Consider the following 17,078-nt stretch of genomic DNA (forward strand, 5'->3'; position numbering starts at 1 on the left):
GGGCACCATGGCCAGCAGGACCGACAAGAACAGCGACCACTCCCGCCAGGCGCGCATAGCCGAGATGCGCCGGGCCGACCGGGCGCGCGACCGGCGCAACAAGGCCGTCGCCATCACCACCGCGGCGGTCATCGTGACCGGCCTGGTCGGTTTCGGCGCCTGGGTGATGATCGACCGCAAGGAGGCCGAGCAGCGTACGAAGGACGCAGCGGAAGTGGCCCGCAAGACGCCGGTCGACGGCGAGCAGACCTGGGACGCCAAGAAGCTCGGCCGCAACCACGTCGAGACGCCGGTGAAGTACGAGATGAACCCCCCGGTCGGCGGTGACCACCACCCCCGCTGGATGAACTGCAACGGCGACGTCTACAAGAACCAGCTCCCCGAGGTGAACGCCGTGCACTCGCTGGAGCACGGCGCGGTCTGGGTGACGTACAACGAGAAGGCCGCCAAGGCCGACGTGGAGAAGCTCGCCGAGACGGTGGGCAAGACCCCGTACACGCTGATGAGCCCGGTCAAGGAGCAGGCCGGTTCGATCATGCTCAGCGCGTGGGGCAAGCAGCTGACGGTGGAGAAGGCGGACGACCCGCGCGTGGCGCAGTTCTTCACCAAGTACGTGCAGGGCCCGCAGACGCCGGAGCCGGGCGCGGCCTGCACGAACGGGCTGGCCGACAAGTGAGCCGCACCCCCCGCACGTACTGGGTGGCCGGGACCGCCGTGCTGCTGGCGCTGCTGTTCGCGGCGGCCGCCACGGTCGCCGCCGCGTCCGGCGGTTCGGATTCGGCGGCGCGCGCCACGCCGGGGCTGCACTCCCCGGACGCGGGCTTCGCCCGGGACATGTCGGTCCACCACCAGCAGGCGGTGGAGATGTCCTTCGTCGTGCGCGACCGCACCCAGGACGAGGGGGTGCGCAGCCTCGCCTACGACATCGCCAACACCCAGGCCAACCAGCGGGGCATGATGCTCGGCTGGCTGGACCTGTGGGGCCTGCCGAAGGTGGTGGCGGGCGAGCCTCCGATGTCCTGGATGGGTCCATCCGAGGAGCACGGCGGGCACGGCGGGCACGGCGGGCACGACGACCACACGGTGCACACCGGCGGGGACGCCCCCGCCGGCGGCGCCGGGCCCTCCGGGCACGACACGGCGGCCAAGCCCGGCGCGCTGATGCCCGGCATGGCCTCCAAGGAGGAAATGGCGGTGCTGGGGGCCGCCGGCGGCCGGGACGCGGAGGTGCTCTACCTCCAGCTGATGACCGACCATCACAAGGGCGGCGTGGCGATGGCCGAGGGCTGTGCGCGGCTGTGCCGGACCCCGGTCGAGCGGGAGCTGGCACAGGGCATGGTCGACGCGCAGCGCTCGGAACTCGCCCTGATGGCGGACATGCTGGCGAAGCGCGGGGCCGCCCCGCGCGGGTGACGCGCCACCCCCACCCGACGACGGGAAGCCGGATGCCGGCCCTGGCTCCGGGGGCTGGGCCGGGCCGGGAACGGGCCGGGAACGGGCTCCAGACCAACCGGGCTCGGGATCGACCGGGCTCCAGACCAGCAGGGCCCGGGACCAGCCGGGCGCCAGACCAGCCGGGCTCGGGATCGTGACCAGGCTCAGGACCGAAGCCGGGACCGGGGCCGGGATAGGACTCCGAACCAACCAGGCTCCGGACCGGGCCCGTGACCCGGCTCGGGATCGTGCCCGGCTCAGGACCGGGACCGGGACCGGGACCGGCGGCAACGTGCCCGCGAGGCGGGCGCTCTACTCCGGCCCTCGACCGGGAGCGGTGCGGACCGCCCGGGTCACCTGGTCCGGGCGGTCCAGCATGACCAGGTGGCCGGCGGGCTCGGCGACCTCGAAGCGCCCGCCGAGCCGGGCGGCGAGCTCCGCCTGGCGGGCGAGCCGGCGCGAGGCGCCCCGCCCGCCGGAGCCGTCGTGGTTGGCGAGGACGGTGACGGGCGCGGTCAGCGGGTGCGTGGCGCGCAGCGCCAGGACCTCGGCGGCCATGTCGGGGTAGCGGGAGTTCTCCAGCAGGGCGCCGCGCCACACGCGGCCGGTGCGGTAACAGCGGCGTACGAGGTCCCGCGGCGCGGGGTCGGTCCCGCCGGTGCGCGAGGCCCGTACGGCCAGACGGCGCGCTGCCGGGCCCACGGCGGCGGGCAGCCCGGCGGCGGTCACCATCCGGCCCAGGACCCGGGCGCCGCCGGTGCGCAGCGCGGCGGGCAGCAGCGTGCGGGGGGCCTCCTCCACGCTGGTGTCGAGCAGCACCAGGGCGGCGGTGCGCCGCGGGTACAGACGCGCGAAGGCTTCGGCGTGGAAGCCGGCGATGGAGTGGCCGACGACGGTGACCGGCCCCGGGTCGGGCAGGTCCAGGGCGTCGAGCAGCGCGGCGATGCGGTGGGCCTCCCCGGCGGCGGTGGGCGGTGCGGCGGCCGGGGCGCTGAGGCCGTGCCCGGGGCGGTCGAAGCGGACGACGGTGTGGCCCCTGGCCGCCAGCGGCGCGGCCACCGGGTCCCAGTCGAACCAGGCCATGGCGAGCCCGGCGGCGAGCACGGCCACCGGCCCCCGGCCCTCGACGACGACGTGGAGCGCGGTTCCGTCCACCCGGACGAAGCGGCCGGTGGCGCTCATGTGCGGTCCTCCTGGTGGACGGAGCAGGCGAGCAGGCCCAGCCAGAGCGCGACGAACAGCACCTGGAGCCGCTGCCCGGCGCCCAGGGCCCAGGTCCCGCGCCCGGCGGTGAACAGCGCGATGGCGGACAGGGTCCACACGGTGGCGAGGAGTTCGAGGGCGACGAGGGCGGGCCCGTAGCGGGCGAGGGGCGCGAACCAGCCGTAGCGGCGGGCGGCGATGGTGAGGGCGACGATCCCGGCGAGGGCGCCCGCCATGGCGAGGCTGCTGCTGAGGGCGTGGGCCTGATGGGTGGCGGGGACGAGCCCGGCGGTCTCGCGGGCGGCGCACTCGGGGTCCGCGGTGGGCGCGCAGCTCAGCGGCAGCCACGCGTCGGCGGCGGTGGCCGCGCCGAAGAGGGTGACCCCGGCCCAGCCCGTGACCGCCCAGGGCCGGCGGGAACCGGCGTACCGCGCCAGGCGCAGCAGTGCCGCCAGACCGCCGGCGAAGACCAGCATTCCGGCGGTGAAGTCGGTGGCCCGGAAGAGACCGCCGAGCGGCTGGTCCTGGGCCGCGAGTTCGCTGACGTACGTCTCGATGGGGTTGAGGCCGGTGGAGAGGACGACTTCGAGCACCCACGCGGTGTAGGCGGCGGCGCCTAGGCCGATGAGGACGGCGACCGGCCGGGCGCTGCGCGGAGAGGGACCCTCGGGGGACATGGTGCGACTGATCCTAAGGAATCCGGAGTGGAACCCGGAGTGGAACCCGGGGTGGAACCCGGGGTCGTTCCGAGGATCGGATACCCACCCCGGGTAGGGTTCCCGGCATGACGCGCAGCGCCCAGCGAGCCGCCCCGCGGCCCGGGCCGCGGCCGTGCGACGCACCGCCCGCGGGCCTGGCCGCCCCGCGCGCCCGGGCCGTCCGGACCGGTTCCCGCGGCCCGCGCCCTTCCCGGACCCCGCACCGTACCCGGCGCTCCCCCCGGCCCTGCGCTGCGCGTCTCACCCGGCACTCCTCCTCGGACACCACCTCGCGGACCGCCCCGCGCGCCACCTCGCACACCGCCCCCCACACCGGGGAGGACGCGCCCGGGGCCCGCCCCGTTGCCCCGGGCGGCGCACCCGACCCACCCGGGCCCCGGGCCACGGCCCGCCCCGGCGAGACCGCGCCGCTCGGGGGCGCGGTCCCCGGACCGGGACGGCCCCGTCGCGGGGCGCCCTGCCCGCCCGCGCGCCAAGCCCGCGTCCGCGCCCGGCCCACCGGTACCCCGGGGCTCGCCGGTACCCCGGGACGGGGCATAGCAGGAGCGGTCCCGCCGTAGCCCCGCGCCCGCGGGGACCGGCGGGCCGCGTCCGTCCACCGCCGGTGGCCCCCGCACGTGCGCGGCGCCGGCCCGGCGGACCGTTCCCGTCCGCAGGCAACCGCCCACCCCCCGTGAGGTGCTTCCCCATGCGTTCCCTTCCCACCCGACGCGCCGTGCTGGGCGCCTCCGCCACCGCCGTCGTCGCCGCCGCCGGTTCGGGGCTGCTCGGCGCCTGTGCGGGGCCCTCCGGCCCGGGCCCCGCCACCGGCCACGGGCCCGGCCACCACGGCGGGACGGCTGCCGGCGGCCCCGAGGGGTACGTGGACCCGGCCGGCCCGGAGGTCCGGGCCGTGGAGTCCGCCCGCAGGGCCACCGGGCCGGTCACCGAGGTCCAGGTCACCGCCACCGCCACCACCCTCGACCTCGGCGGCGGGCACACCGTCCGCTCGTGGGCATACGGGGACCGGCTGCCGGGCCAGGAGGTACGGGTCACCGCGGGCGGCACCCTGGCCCTGACCCTGGCCAACAACCTCCCCGAGGCCACCTCCGTGCACTGGCACGGCCTGGCGCTGCGCAACGACATGGACGGGGTCCCGGGGCTCACGCAGCGGGACATCGCCCCGGGCGGGTCGTTCGCCTACCGGTTCGCCGTTACGCACCCGGGGACGTACTGGTTCCACCCGCACACCGGAGTCCAGCAGGACCGCGGCCTGTACGCCCCGCTCATCGTCGAGGACCCGAAGGAGCCCCTCTCCTACGACAAGGAGTGGGTGGTGGTCCTGGACGACTGGATCGACGGGGTCGACGGCGCCACCCCCGACGCGGTCCTCGCCGAGCTCCGCAAGCGCGCGGGCGGCGGGGCCCACGCCGCGCACGGCCGGGCGGCCTCCCCCGGCCCGAACGGCGCGGACGCCGCCCCCCGCCCGCCCGGCACACCCCGCCCGTCCGGCGCCTCCCCCAGGCCCCCGCGGCTCCTCGTGGGCGCCGACAGCGACATCCTGGGCCGGGAAGCGGGCGATGTCGCCTACCCGCACTACCTGGTCAACGGCCGGACCGCAGACGACCCGTCGGTCTTCACCGCCGAGCCCGGCGACCGCATCCGGCTGCGCATCATCAACGCCGGCGGGGACACCGCCTTCCGCATCGCCCTCGGCGGCCACGAACTGACGGTCACCCACACCGACGGGTTCCCGGTGCAGCACGCGAAGACGGGCTCGCTGCTGCTGGGGATGGGCGAGCGGTACGACGTCCTGGTCACCGCGCAGGACGGGGTGTTCCCGCTGACCGCCCTGGCCGAGGGCAAGGGGCAGTCGGCGCTCGCCGTACTGCGCACCGGGACGGGGACGGCGCCCACGGCCGGGACCCGGCCCGCCGAGCTGGACGGGCCGCCGCTGATGGCGAGCGCCCTGCGGGCCGACGCGTCGGTGGCCCTGGCGCCCCGCGAGCCGGACCGGACGGTGCAGTTGAGGCTCACCGGATCCATGTCGAGGTACAACTGGGCCTTCGACGGCAAGCCCTACACCCCGGACCAGCGGCACCCGGTGAAGGCGGGCGAGCGGGTCCGGCTGGAGTTCGGCAACGCGACGCCGATGTGGCACCCGGTGCACCTGCACGGGCACTCCTTCGCGCTGGGCGGCGCGCAGGGGGGCGGGGCGCGCAAGGACACCGCGATCCTGCTGCCGGGCGGGAGGCTGACGGCGGAGTTCGACGCGGACAACCCGGGCCTGTGGATGACCCACTGCCACAACGTCTACCACTCGGAGTCCGGGATGATGACCGTGCTCGGCTACCAGGTCTAGGCGGTCTGCGCGGGGCGCGGAAAACCCGGCGGGCACGCGGCGGCGGCATGGCACCCTTGCGGTGATCAAGAAGCCGCGACAAGAGGACGCCCGCCCGCATGAGCACCCCGCCGAAACCGCCCAGCTCCCCCAGCGACCCGCCCACGGAGCCGGCCGGCACGGCCATATCGGGCGCGGCCCCGGACCCCGGACCTGCCCCGGCGCCGCCGTCGTTGCGGAAGCCCCCGGCCGTGCCCGCCACCCCGCAGGCCCCGAACGCCGCAGCCCCGGCCCCGGCCCCGGACGCACCCGCGCAGGGTCCAGGCCCGGTCGCACCCACACCGGACGCACCGCCGCAGGGACCGGAGCCGGCCACCGCCTCCCCGGCACCCGCGCAGGGACCCCTGCAGGCCTCCCCGGCTCCCGCACAGGCCACCGCCTACCCGGCTCCCGCACCCGCCGCACCCGCCCCGTCGCCGTTCGCGCCGCCCCACAGCCCCCCGGCCCCGCCGACGGGCGGCCCCGTGGGCCCCGGCGGCCCCGTGAACCCGTGGGCCCAGCCCGGACCCGGTTACGGCGGCATGCCGTACTCCGTCTACCCGCCGGCCGCGCCCCCCGCCAACGGCCTGGCGGTCGCCGCCCTCGTCCTCGGGATCTCCGGCATCGTCATCGGCCTGACGCCCATCTTCTTCTGGGTGGGCGGCGTCCTCGCCGTGACCGCCATCGGCATCGGCATCGGCGCCGTCGTCCGCGCCGTGGGCGGCGCACCGCGCAAGACCATGGCCATCATCGGCACGGTCCTCGGCCTCCTCGGCCTCGGCGCCTCCGCCGCCGGTCTCGTCCTCACCGGCGTCATCATGGACAAGGCCGCCGCGCACGCACCCCGCCGGATGGTGCCGGACCGGGACTACCCGCAGGACACCGACCCCGAGGACGCTCCGCCCCCGGCGGCCTCGCCCTCCCCGAGCCGGGTGCCCGGCCTCACCTCCCCGCTGGCGTTCGGCGAGACCTTCACCTACCCCAACGGCATCAAGGTGAGCCTGTCCGTGCCGAAGGAGTACGTCACTTCCAACAAGTACGCCAAGGTGGGCAACGCGGTTCAGATGACCGTCACCATCACCAACGGTTCGGCGGCGGCGCACGACGTCATCTACGCGATGCCCAACGTCCGCGACGACCAGGGCATGACGGCCAAGCTCGTCTACGACGGCTCCGTCCCGAAGATGATCCGCGGCTCGATCCTGCCCGGAGAATCCGCCTCCGGTGTCGTCGCCTTCGAGGTGCCCGAGGACACCACGAACCTCAGCGCCGACATCTCCGCGGGAACCACGCTGGACAACGTGAAGTTCGCCGGCCCGGTCGGCTGACCCAGCGGCGGTCCGCCACCGGGCCCGGTCGACGGGCTCCGCCGCCGGGCCGGGCCACCGGCCGCCCCCGCACAAACGCCCGAAACGAGGCCGGGTCCAGGACATCGCGTCAGAGAGACGATTAGACTGGGGCCGTGCCTCAACTTCGTCTCGCTCTGCATCAGATCGACTCGCACGTCGGCAATGTCGACGCCAACGCCGACTCGGTCGTCCACTGGACCCGGCACTCCGCCGAACAGGGCGCCCACCTGGCGGCGTTCCCGGAGATGACGCTGACCGGGTACCCCGTCGAGGACCTCGCCCTGCGCGGTTCCTTCGTCGAGGCATCCCGCACCGCGCTGCGCGCACTCGCGCGCCGCCTCGCCGCCGAGGGCCTCGGCGAACTCCCGGTCGTCGTGGGCTACCTCGACCGCACCGAGCAGGCCGTGCCGCGCCTCGGCAAGCCGGCCGGCTCCCCCGAGAACGCGGCCGCCGTGCTGCACCGCGGGGAGGTCGTCCTGCGCTTCGCCAAGCACCACCTCCCGAACTACGGCGTCTTCGACGAGTTCCGGTACTTCGTGCCGGGCAACACCCAGCCGGTGATCCGTGTCCGGGGCGTCGACGTGGCCCTGGCCATCTGCGAGGACCTCTGGCAGGACGGCGGCCGCGTCCCGGCCACCCGCTCCGCCGGAGCCGGGCTGCTGATCTCCCTCAACGCCTCCCCGTACGAGCGCAACAAGGACGACGTGCGGCTCGAACTGGTCCGCAAGCGTGCCCGGGAGGCCGGCTGCACCCTCGCGTACGTGGCGATGATCGGCGGCCAGGACGATCTCGTCTTCGACGGCGACTCGATCGTCGTCGACCGCGAGGGCGAGGTCATCGCCCGCGCCCCGCAGTTCTCCGAGGGGTGCGTGCTGGTCGACCTCGACCTGCCCGCCGCCCGCGCCGACGCCCCCGAGGGCACCGTCGACGACGGGCTGCGCATCGACCGCGTCGTCCTGTCCGAGGAGCCCGTCGAGCCGTACGAACCGGTCGTCCCGGGCGGCTGCGCAGACCCCCTCGACGACGACGAGGAGGTCTACGACGCCCTGGTCGTCGGCCTGCGCGCGTACGTCCGCAAGAACGGCTTCCACTCCGTCCTGATCGGACTCTCCGGCGGCATCGACTCCGCGCTCGTCGCCGCGATCGCCTGCGACGCCGTCGGCGCGCAGAACGTCCACGGCGTCTCCATGCCGTCGAAGTACTCCTCGGAGCACTCCAGGCACGACGCGGCCGACCTGGCCGAGCGGACCGGACTGCACTTGCGGACCGTGCCGATCGAGCCGATGTTCGACGCCTACATGGGCGCCCTGGCCCTGACCGGTCTGGCCGAGGAGAACCTCCAGTCCCGGCTGCGGGGCACCACGCTCATGGCGCTCTCCAACCAGGAGGGCCACATCGTCCTGGCCCCCGGCAACAAGTCGGAGCTGGCCGTCGGTTACTCCACGCTGTACGGCGACTCGGTGGGCGCCTACGGCCCCATCAAGGACGTCTACAAGTCGGACGTCTTCCGGCTCGCCCGGTACCGCAACCGGGCCGCGGCCGAGCGCGGCGAGACTCCGCCCATCCCGGAGAACTCGATCGCCAAGCCGCCGAGTGCCGAACTGCGCCCGGGCCAGGTGGACACGGACTCGCTGCCGGACTACCCGGTGCTGGACGCGATCCTGGCCCTGTACGTGGACCGGGACCAGGGGCTGGAGGCGATCGTCGGGGCCGGCTTCGACCGCGAGCTGGTGGCCAGGATCCTGCGGATGGTGGACACGGCGGAGTACAAGCGCCGGCAGTACCCGCCGGGCACCAAGATCTCCGCGAAGGGCTTCGGCAAGGACCGCCGGCTGCCCATGACGAACGGCTGGCGCGAGCACGCTTAGCGCCGCCGCACCGGCGAGGGCCGTAGCGTGGCCGCGGCCGCGGCCGCGGCCACGCTACGGCTACGGCTACGGCTACGGCTACGGCTACGGCTACGGCTACGGCTACGGCTACGGCTACGGCTTGACGGTGACCCGGGCCGCCACCGGAAGGTGGTCGCTGCCCGTGCGCGGCAGGGTCCAGGAGGCCTCGGGCCTGATCCCGCGGACCAGGATCTGGTCGATCCGGGCCATCGGGAACTGGGCCGGCCAGCTGAAGCCGAACCCGTCGCCCGCCGCGCCCTGCGTGGAGCGCATCTGCGAGCTCACCTCGGACAGGGCACGGTCGTTCATTGTGCCGTTGAAGTCCCCGAGCGCGATGACCTTCTTCAGCGGTTCGGCGGCCAGGGCGGCGCCGAGCGCGTCGGCGCTGTTGTCGCGCTGGTTGGCGGTGAAGCCGGCGTTCAGCTTGACCCGGACCGACGGAAGGTGGGCGACGTAGGCGGCGACCGGTCCGGAAGGCGTGTCGATCGTGGCGCGCATGGCCCGTGTCCAGCCCATCCTTATGTCGACCGACCGGGCGGCGCTCAGCGGGTACTTGCTCCACAGGCCGACCGTGCCCTCGACGTCGTGGTACTTGTACGTGCCCGCCAGCGCCTTCTCGTAGACGGGGACGGCGCTCCCCTTGAGTTCCGTCAGGGCCAGCACGTCCGCACCGGACCCGGCCACCGCCACGGCGGTGGCGCGCGGATCGGGGTTGTCGGCGTCCACGTTGTGCGTGGCGACGACGAGATTGCCGCCCGCTCCGGACTTGTCGAGGACCAGGCCGCCGAAGAGGTTCATCCAGATCACGGCCGTGAGGACTATCGACAGGAGCGCGGTCGCGGACCGGCGGAAGACGGCGGCGGCCAGCAGGACCGGAACCGCCAGGCCCAGCCAGGGCAGGAAGGTCTCGGTGAGGCTGCCGAGGTTGCCGACGTCGTTGGGCAGCTCCGCGTGGAAGATCATGACCAGCGAGATCAGCAGGGCGATGGCGGCGAGTACCGTCCCGCGCCGCCAGATGCCCCGGTCCCCGCGCAGTTCGGCCAGTCGGCGCCGGAAGCGGGATCCGGAGGGCTCGGGCTCCGAGCCGCCGTTCTCCTTTTCCGTCATGTACGCCTGTGCCATGCCGCTGCCCTCACTGCCGTGCTCGCGCTCCGTCCCCGCCCCTTGACCCTAGGCGATGTACGGAGCCTTCCGTGCCCTACCTGCGACCGCCTGTCGCGGTCGTACGTCCGAGAGGACGAACGAGCGTGCGGCAAGGGTTCCGGTTGTCACGAAACGCGCACATTGGAGTGTTCGGATCCGGCGCGTGGCCCGCAGCACTTCCGCCGCGGGCCACGCGGATGCCACCATGGTGGGTGAGTCCGGGGACGCCGTGAGGGCGCCTCGAGATGACACAAGGAGCAGTTGCCATGACGCATGCCGTTTCGCCTGCCCGCGAACCCGCACCGACGGCCTCCCCCACCCTGTACGGAGGCGCGGGCACCCGGCGCATCACCGTCCGCGATCTGAACCTCGCCAAGGAGCGGGGCGAGAAGTGGCCCATGCTCACCGCTTACGACGCGATGACCGCGTCCGTCTTCGACGAGGCCGGCATCCCGGTCATGCTCGTCGGGGACTCGATGGGCAACTGTCACCTCGGCTACGAGACCACCGTCCCGGTGACGATGGACGAGATGACGCTGCTGGCGGCGGCCGTCGTACGGGGTACCAGCCGGGCACTGATCATCGGCGACCTGCCGTTCGGCTCGTACCAGGAAGGCGCCGTGCAGGCGCTGCGCAGTGCCACCCGGCTCGTCAAGGAGGCCGGTGTCGGTGCGGTCAAGCTGGAGGGCGGCGAGCGCTCGCTGCGGCAGACCGAGCTGATCGTGCAGTCCGGCATCCCGGTCATGTCCCACCTGGGGCTCACCCCGCAGTCCGTCAACGCCATGGGCTACCGGGTGCAGGGCCGCGGCGACGAGGCCGCGCACCAGCTGCTGCGCGACGCCAAGGCGGCTCAGGACGCGGGAGCCTTCGCGGTGGTGCTGGAGCTGGTCCCGGCGGAGCTGGCCGCCGAGGTCACCCGGTCCCTGCACATCCCGACGGTCGGCATCGGCGCCGGTTCGCAGTGCGACGCGCAGGTGCTGGTGTGGACCGACATGATGGGGCTCACCGGCGGGAAGCTGCCGCGGTTCGTGAAGCAGTACGCGAACTTGCGCAAGACCATGGGGGACGCCGCGAAGGCCTTCGCCGAGGACGTGGTGGGCGGAACGTTCCCGCTGGAGGAGCACGCGTTCCACTGACCGGGTGAGCACCGCCCCCGGTGCACCCCGACCGCCCGACCGCCCGACGGCCCGCCGGCACGATGCCGGCGGGCCGTCGGCTTGCCCGCCGCCGGACGCGCCGTGGCCCCGCCGCCGGTCGGCTGCCGGCCGGCTGTCGGCCGGCCGCCGGTCGGCCGTCGGTCGGCTGTCGGTGGTTTGTCAGTGGCGGCTGGTCCCATGGTGGACATGACGCGAAACGACAAGAATCCCCACGCCGTAGAGGTACGGGGGCTGGTCAAGCACTACGGCGAGACCAAGGCCCTGGACGGTGTCGACCTGGACGTCCGCGAGGGCACCGTCCTCGGGGTCCTCGGACCCAACGGCGCCGGCAAGACCACTCTCGTGCGCTGCCTTTCCACCCTGATCGTCCCGGACGCCGGAACCGCGACGGTCGCCGGCTTCGACGTGGTCCGCCAGCCGCGGCAGCTGCGCCGCACCATCGGGCTCACCGGCCAGTACGCATCGGTCGACGAGAAGCTCTCCGGCTGGGAGAACCTCTACATGATCGGCCGGCTGCTCGACCTGTCCCGCAAGGACGCCCGGTCCCGCGCCGACGAACTGCTGGAGCGCTTCTCGCTCACCGAGGCCGCGAAGAAGGCGGCGATGCACTACTCCGGCGGCATGCGCCGCCGGCTCGACCTGGCCGCCTCCATGATCGGCCGGCCGGCCGTGCTGTACCTGGACGAGCCGACCACCGGTCTGGACCCCCGCACCCGCAACGAGGTGTGGGACGAGGTGCAGCGGATGGTCGCCGAGGGGGCCACCGTCCTGCTCACCACCCAGTACATGGAGGAGGCCGAGCAGCTCGCGAGCGAGCTGACGGTCATCGACCGCGGCAAGGTCATCGCCAACGGCAAGGTCGACGAGCTGAAGGCGCGCGTCGGCGGACGCACCCTGAAGATCCGCCCCGCCGACCCCTCGGACCTGCCGGGCATGGCGCGTTCGCTGGCCGAGGCCGGGCTCGACGGGGTGGCCGGCTCCCAGGCCGTGCCGGACGAGGGCGTGCTGCTGGTGCCGATCCTGAGCGACGAGCAGCTGACCGCCGTGGTCGGCCTGCTGGCCGCCCGCGGGTACGCGATCGCCGACCTCGGCACCTACCTGCCCAGCCTCGACGAGGTGTTCCTGTCCATCACCGGACAGAAGCCGGCCCCGGCCACAGACAGCGTTGCGAACCAGCACACCGAGCCGAATCAGGAGGTCGCGGCATGAGCACCGCAACCACGACCAAGCCCACCGGCACCGTGGCCGCCCCGGCCACCGCGCCGGCCCCGCCCGGCGAGGGCCGGATCGGCCTGCGGGCCAACCTGCGGCACATCGGCGCGCTGGTGCGCCGCAACACCCTGCAGATCAAGCAGGACCCGGAGTCGATGTTCGACGTCCTGTTCATGCCGATCATCTTCACGCTGTTGTTCGTGTTCGTCTTCGGGGGCGCGATCTCCGGCAAGGGCAACCAGGCGGAGTACGTCAACTACGTGGTCCCGGGCCTCATGGCCATGATGGGCATGAACATCGCGATGGCCGTCGGCACCGGGGTCAACGACGACTTCAAGAAGGGCGTCATGGACCGTTTCCGGTCCATGCCGATCGCCCGGTCGTCCGTCCTCCTCGCGAAGATCGTCGTCGAGGTCGGCCGGATGCTGGTCGCCATCACCATCCTGCTCTGCGTCGGGTTCATCCTCGGCCTGTCGATCAAGACCTCGGTGCTGGACCTCCTCGCCGCCATCGGGCTGTCGGCCGTCTTCGGCGCCTCGCTGATGTGGATCTTCATCCTGCTCGGTCTGACGATGAAGACCGCGCAGGCGGTCCAGGGCATGGCCATGCTGGTCCTGATGCCGCTGCAGTTCGGCAGCTCGATCTTCGCCCCGCCGGCCACGATGCCGGGCTGGCTGCAGAGCTTCACCGACTACAACCCGCTGTCCAACCTGGCCGACGCCGCGCGGGCGCTGATCAACGGGACGCCGGTGGGCAGCTCGGTGTGGATGACGCTCGCCTGGTCGCTCGCCATCACGGCGGTCACCATGCCGCTCGCCGTGCGCAAGTTCCGTCAGAAGACCTGATCCGGGCGGTTCGGATCGGTCCGTTCGGATCGCGTCCCGGACGGGCCCCCGCCGGGGGACCGGATCAGACCAGGGCGGTGGCCTCCTCCAGGGAGAGGCCGCCGCCCTCGGCGTACGCCGCTTCGAAGACGGCGTCGCCGAGCGCCGCCCGCGCCAGCTCCTCGGCCCGGGCGGAATCCTCGCGTTCCGTGGTGACGGGGAAGTGGCGGGGCGGCAGCAGGGCGCGGTAGGCGCCGAGCAGCCGGGCGGCGTCGTACTCCCGCCCGGGGCCGCCCGGGGAGGCCAGGGAGAGGGCCGCGGTGGTCAGGTAGACGGCCGGCATCTGCGGCGCCACCATGCGCGACAGGGGGTCGTCGGCGGCCTGGATGGCCCGGCGCAGCTGGGCGAGGGCATCTTCGTACCGGCCCTCCCGGTTGTCCAGCCAGGCCATGGTGCCGAGCAGGAACCCGTCGAAGATGGCGTAGGCGCCGAAGGTGAACTCCTCGCGCAGGATCCGCAGCTGGGCCCGGGCCTCGGAGATCCGGCCGGTGCGCCCGAGGATGCCCGCCAGGAACATGCGGGCGGCGGGCATGGCCTCGTTGCCGTACTGCTGGACCGTGTCGGTGATCTCGGTCAGGATCCGCTCGGCCTCTTCGGTGTGGCCGTCCTCGGTGAGCGTGCCGGCCATGCGTACGCGCAGGACCGTCACCTGCGCCTTGGCGCCCAGGCGTTCGGCGTAGGCGACCGCCTCGCGGAAGTCGCGGGCGGCCAGGCCGTACTCGCCGCGCTTCTCCCGGGATTCGGCGCGGGCGGAGAGCGCTTCGGCGCAGCCCCAGGCATCGCCGAGTTCGCGGAAGAGGGCCAGGCTCTCGTCGGCGTCGCGGGAGGCGTCTCCGGCCCAGTCGGCCCGGTTGGCGAGGATGTTGGCGCGCAGCTGGAGGGCCGAGGCGAGCTCCCAGCGGTAACCCAGTTCGCGGGCGGTGCGCACCGTCGCGTCGATGACCTGCTGGAGCAGGCCGGCGTCACCGGCGATCATGACGGCGTAGATCCACAGGGAGGCGGGCGTGCGGCAGGTCTGCGGCAGCCCCGGCCGGTAGGTGGCGAGCACGCCGTCGACCTGGGCGAGGACCTCCGGGGCGTTCCAGTCGCTGCCGCTCTGGTCACGGGAAGCCAGCCGGACCAGGTGGACGGCGCGCCAGGCCTCGGCGCGCAGTGCGTCGCCGTAGGGCGGGGGCGTGTCGACGAGCTGCGCGTACACGGGCTCGGCCGGCACGACGGGGTGCGCGAAGGGGTCGGGGCCGAGCGCGGCGGCCGCCTCGGACCAGTGGCGGGACTCGGTGCGCAGGTCGTGCATGTGCCAGTACCAGCCCAGGGAGTGGATGAGGCAGAGCACTTCGTCCGTGTCGCGGGCGGCGACGGCGCGGCGCAGGGCGGTGCGGAGGTTCTCGTACTCGGTCGAGAGCCGGTCGGCGGCGGCCCGCTGGCCGTGGCCGCGGAGCAGGGGCTCGCGGGTGCGGGCCAGTTCGCGGTAGTGGACGAGGTGGCGGCGCTCGGTGTCCTCCCAGTCGTGCCCGGCCTCGGCGAGGCGGGCGGCGGCGTACTCGCCGACCGTCTCCAGGAGGCGGTAGCGCATGCCGTGGCCGTCCGGGGCGGGGGCGGCCACGACGAGGGACTTGTCGACGAGGGAGCCGAGGGTGTCGGCGACGTCCAGGGCGGCCACGTCCAGGGCGGCGGGGGCAGGGGCGGTAGCGGCGGGGGCGGGGGCGGTGTGGTGGCCGGCCGGGCCGGCGCAGACCGTCTCGGCGGCCGCCAGGTCGCAGCCGCCCGCGAAGACCGACAGCCGGCGCAGGACGGTCCGCTCGGCCTCGTCCAGCAGGTCCCAGGACCAGTCGACGACGGCACGCAGGGTCTGCTGCCGGGGCAGGACCGTACGCGCACCACCGGTCAGCAGCCGGAAACGGTCGTCCAGCCGGTCCGCGATCTGCCGCGGCGTCAACAGCCGCAGCCGCGCCGCGGCCAGCTCGATGGCCAGCGGCAGCCCGTCCAGACGGCGGCAGATCTCGGCGGCCGCGGCCGCGTCCTCGGCCACGCTGAAACCGGGACGGGCCGCGGCGCCGCGGTCGGCCAGGAGTCGCAGCGCGACCGGATCGGGCAGTGGCTCCACCGGGCGCAGCGACTCCCCCGGCACGCCGAGGGGTTCACGGCTGGTGGCGAGGATCCGGACCCCGGGACAGTGGGTGAGGAGCCGCTCGGCGAGCTCGGCGGCCGCGCCGATGACGTGCTCGCAGTTGTCGAGGAGCAGCAGGATCCGCTGCCGGGCGCAGTGCTCGGCGAGCCGGTCCAGGGGGGCGTCCCCGGCGCGGTCGGTCAGCGCGCGCATCTCCTCGGCGGAGGCGCCGCGCAGCTTGGTCTCGCGCGCGCCGAGCGCGGCGAGCACCGCTTCGGCGACGTCCTCCGGGTCGTCCACCGGGGCGAGCTCGACGAGCCACACCCCGTCGGGCCAGGCGCCCGCGTCATGGGCCTCGGCGGCCTCCTGGGAGAGCCGTGTCTTTCCGGCCCCGCCGGGACCGAGGAGGGTGACGAGCCGGGCGCGGGCGAGGTCGTCGCCGATGGTGCGGATGTCGTCCTCCCGCCCGACGAAGGTGGTCAGCCGCGCCCGCAGGTTCCCCCGCCGCGCCGGATGCCACCCCGGCTGCTCCGCAGCCTGCCCGACCGGCTGGAGCGAGGAGTACGCGGCTCCGTCGCCGGTCTGGGGCTGCGCACCCTCACGGGCGGTGTACGCACCCTGACCGGAATGCCCGTCCGGGGTCCCGCCGGGATCGGAGTGCGCACCCCCGGCGCCGGCGGGCCGGATCCGGGCGGGCGCCCCGTCCGGGCCGGCCGACGACGGGCCGGTGCGCAGGTACGGGGCCTGGCCGGTCTGCCCGTCCGGGCCGGCCGGGACGGAGTCCGACCGGCCGGCGGCCGGCCGGGTGGGGCGGGGTCCCGGGGCGGGGGTGGCCGGCCCGGGGGTCAGGAGTTCGGCGTGCAGGGTGCGCAGGGCCGGGCCCGGGTCGGTGCCGAGACGGTCGGCGAGGTCCCGGCGGACGGTGTCGTAGGCCGCCAGGGCCTCCGCCGGGCGCCCGGCGTCCCGCAGTGCCCGGATCCGCAGGGCCTGCAGCGGTTCGTCCAGCGGCTGCCCCGCGCAGAGCGCGGTCAGCTCCGGCAGGACGCGTTCCGCTCCGCCCAGGGTGACGGCCGCGGTGAGCAGGCCCCGCCGCGCGTCCCCCCGTACGGCGTCCCAGCGGGCGGATTCGGCGGCCGGGTCCGGGAGGTCCGCCAGGGCGGGCCCGCGCCACAGGTCGAGGGCGTCCTCGTACAGCTCGGCGGCCTTGGCCGCGTCCCCCGCGTCCAGCGCCTCGCCCGCGGACCGGGCGAGGCGCTCGAAGCGGTACAGGTCGACGTCCTCCCGCCCGGCGGCGAGCAGGTAGCCGCCCCCCGCGGAACGCACGGCCTCGTGCCCCAGCGCCCGCCGCAGCCGCGCCACCAGGGCCTGGAGCGCGGCCGGCGCGTCGGCCGGCCGGTCGCCGTCCCACACCTCGGCGACCAGCAGGTGGACCGGGACCGCCCGTCCCGGCCGCAGCGCGAGCGCCGTCAGCAGCGCCCGCAGGCGCGCTCCGCCGACGGCGACGGGGGTCCCGTCGTCGCGCATGGCCTGGGTGGTGCCGAGTATCGCGTAACGCACCGCCCCATTGTCGCCGGACCGGGGCCGGGACCCGACCCGATTTACCGCCGGGGCCCGGGATAGGT

Annotated in this window: 12 protein-coding genes; 8 read left to right on the forward strand and 4 right to left on the reverse strand. The window is 74.6% G+C overall.

Annotated features, from left to right (window positions below):
- Positions 1 to 7: 7 nt before the first annotated feature.
- On the forward strand, positions 8 to 676 hold the full coding sequence (locus AMK16_RS14650; protein WP_073914670.1) for a DUF3105 domain-containing protein: 669 nt from the start codon (positions 8 to 10) through the stop codon (positions 674 to 676).
- Positions 673 to 1,413: a DUF305 domain-containing protein gene (locus AMK16_RS14655; protein WP_073914672.1), complete on the forward strand. Its 741-nt coding sequence runs from the start codon at positions 673 to 675 to the stop codon at positions 1,411 to 1,413. Before AMK16_RS14650 ends, AMK16_RS14655 begins: the two co-directional genes overlap by 4 nt.
- Before the next feature lie 333 nt (positions 1,414 to 1,746).
- Here the strand turns inward: AMK16_RS14655 and AMK16_RS14660 are convergent, their stop codons facing one another.
- Together AMK16_RS14660 and AMK16_RS14665 are read right to left on the reverse strand one after the other, a co-directional pair.
- On the reverse strand, positions 1,747 to 2,616 hold the full coding sequence (locus tag AMK16_RS14660) for an alpha/beta fold hydrolase (RefSeq protein WP_073914673.1): 870 nt from the start codon (positions 2,614 to 2,616) through the stop codon (positions 1,747 to 1,749).
- A complete protein-coding gene (locus tag AMK16_RS14665) occupies positions 2,613 to 3,314 on the reverse strand; it encodes a DUF998 domain-containing protein (protein ID WP_073914675.1) in 702 nt (233 codons plus the stop codon). Before AMK16_RS14665 ends, AMK16_RS14660 begins: the two co-directional genes overlap by 4 nt.
- Positions 3,315 to 4,044: 730 nt before the next feature.
- Here AMK16_RS14665 and AMK16_RS14670 point away from each other — a divergent pair.
- The 3 genes from AMK16_RS14670 to AMK16_RS14680 all read left to right on the forward strand — a co-directional run bounded on the left by AMK16_RS14670 (position 4,045) and on the right by AMK16_RS14680 (position 8,932).
- Entirely contained in the window at positions 4,045 to 5,697 is a 1,653-nt protein-coding gene (locus tag AMK16_RS14670) for a multicopper oxidase family protein (protein ID WP_073914676.1), read from the forward strand.
- Positions 5,698 to 5,795: 98 nt separating this feature from the next.
- Complete coding sequence (locus AMK16_RS14675) at positions 5,796 to 7,043, forward strand: DUF4352 domain-containing protein (RefSeq protein WP_143196816.1); 1,248 nt, start codon at positions 5,796 to 5,798, stop codon at positions 7,041 to 7,043.
- A 134-nt stretch (positions 7,044 to 7,177) separates the two neighbouring features.
- Entirely contained in the window at positions 7,178 to 8,932 is a 1,755-nt protein-coding gene (locus AMK16_RS14680) for an NAD+ synthase (RefSeq protein ID WP_073914679.1), read from the forward strand.
- 114 nt (positions 8,933 to 9,046) lie between these two features.
- Here the strand turns inward: AMK16_RS14680 and AMK16_RS14685 are convergent, their stop codons facing one another.
- Positions 9,047 to 10,075 carry an endonuclease/exonuclease/phosphatase family protein gene (locus AMK16_RS14685; RefSeq protein ID WP_079191511.1) on the reverse strand — a complete coding sequence of 343 codons (1,029 nt, stop codon included), beginning with the start codon at positions 10,073 to 10,075 and terminating at the stop codon, positions 9,047 to 9,049.
- Between the two features lie 287 nt (positions 10,076 to 10,362).
- Here AMK16_RS14685 and panB point away from each other — a divergent pair, with 287 nt between their 5' ends.
- The 3 genes from panB to AMK16_RS14700 all read left to right on the forward strand — a co-directional run bounded on the left by panB (position 10,363) and on the right by AMK16_RS14700 (position 13,310).
- The gene (panB, locus tag AMK16_RS14690) at positions 10,363 to 11,232 is read left to right on the forward strand and encodes a 3-methyl-2-oxobutanoate hydroxymethyltransferase (protein WP_073914681.1); all 870 of its coding nucleotides are present in this window, start codon (positions 10,363 to 10,365) and stop codon (positions 11,230 to 11,232) included.
- Positions 11,233 to 11,430: 198 nt separating this feature from the next.
- On the forward strand, positions 11,431 to 12,462 hold the full coding sequence (locus AMK16_RS14695; protein ID WP_199885441.1) for an ATP-binding cassette domain-containing protein: 1,032 nt from the start codon (positions 11,431 to 11,433) through the stop codon (positions 12,460 to 12,462).
- Positions 12,459 to 13,310: an ABC transporter permease gene (locus tag AMK16_RS14700; RefSeq protein WP_073914682.1), complete on the forward strand. Its 852-nt coding sequence runs from the start codon at positions 12,459 to 12,461 to the stop codon at positions 13,308 to 13,310. The genes AMK16_RS14695 and AMK16_RS14700 overlap by 4 nt, the downstream gene beginning before the upstream one ends.
- A 64-nt stretch (positions 13,311 to 13,374) precedes the next feature.
- On the opposite strand, the gene AMK16_RS14705 is transcribed toward AMK16_RS14700, so the two are convergent.
- Positions 13,375 to 16,980, reverse strand: a complete 3,606-nt coding sequence (locus AMK16_RS14705) for an AfsR/SARP family transcriptional regulator (RefSeq protein WP_079191549.1) — start codon at positions 16,978 to 16,980, stop codon at positions 13,375 to 13,377.
- Positions 16,981 to 17,078 lie beyond the last annotated feature (98 nt).

Source organism: Streptomyces sp. CB00455, assembly GCF_001905445.1.
Classification (GTDB): Bacteria; Actinomycetota; Actinomycetes; order Streptomycetales; family Streptomycetaceae; genus Streptomyces.

What these genes read in the sequence shown, in the direction of transcription:
- AMK16_RS14660 (WP_073914673.1), bottom strand. Translation starts at nt 2,616, where the DNA reads ATGAGCGCCACCGGCCGCTTCGTCCGGGTGGACGGAACCGCGCTCCAC.
- AMK16_RS14685 (WP_079191511.1), bottom strand. Translation starts at nt 10,075, where the DNA reads ATGGCACAGGCGTACATGACGGAAAAGGAGAACGGCGGCTCGGAGCCC.
- AMK16_RS14675 (WP_143196816.1), top strand. Translation starts at nt 5,796, where the DNA reads ATGAGCACCCCGCCGAAACCGCCCAGCTCCCCCAGCGACCCGCCCACG.
- AMK16_RS14705 (WP_079191549.1), bottom strand. Translation starts at nt 16,980, where the DNA reads ATGCGCGACGACGGGACCCCCGTCGCCGTCGGCGGAGCGCGCCTGCGG.
- AMK16_RS14700 (WP_073914682.1), top strand. Translation starts at nt 12,459, where the DNA reads ATGAGCACCGCAACCACGACCAAGCCCACCGGCACCGTGGCCGCCCCG.
- panB (WP_073914681.1), top strand. Translation starts at nt 10,363, where the DNA reads ATGACGCATGCCGTTTCGCCTGCCCGCGAACCCGCACCGACGGCCTCC.
- AMK16_RS14665 (WP_073914675.1), bottom strand. Translation starts at nt 3,314, where the DNA reads ATGTCCCCCGAGGGTCCCTCTCCGCGCAGCGCCCGGCCGGTCGCCGTC.
- AMK16_RS14650 (WP_073914670.1), top strand. Translation starts at nt 8, where the DNA reads ATGGCCAGCAGGACCGACAAGAACAGCGACCACTCCCGCCAGGCGCGC.
- AMK16_RS14670 (WP_073914676.1), top strand. Translation starts at nt 4,045, where the DNA reads ATGCGTTCCCTTCCCACCCGACGCGCCGTGCTGGGCGCCTCCGCCACC.
- AMK16_RS14695 (WP_199885441.1), top strand. Translation starts at nt 11,431, where the DNA reads ATGGTGGACATGACGCGAAACGACAAGAATCCCCACGCCGTAGAGGTA.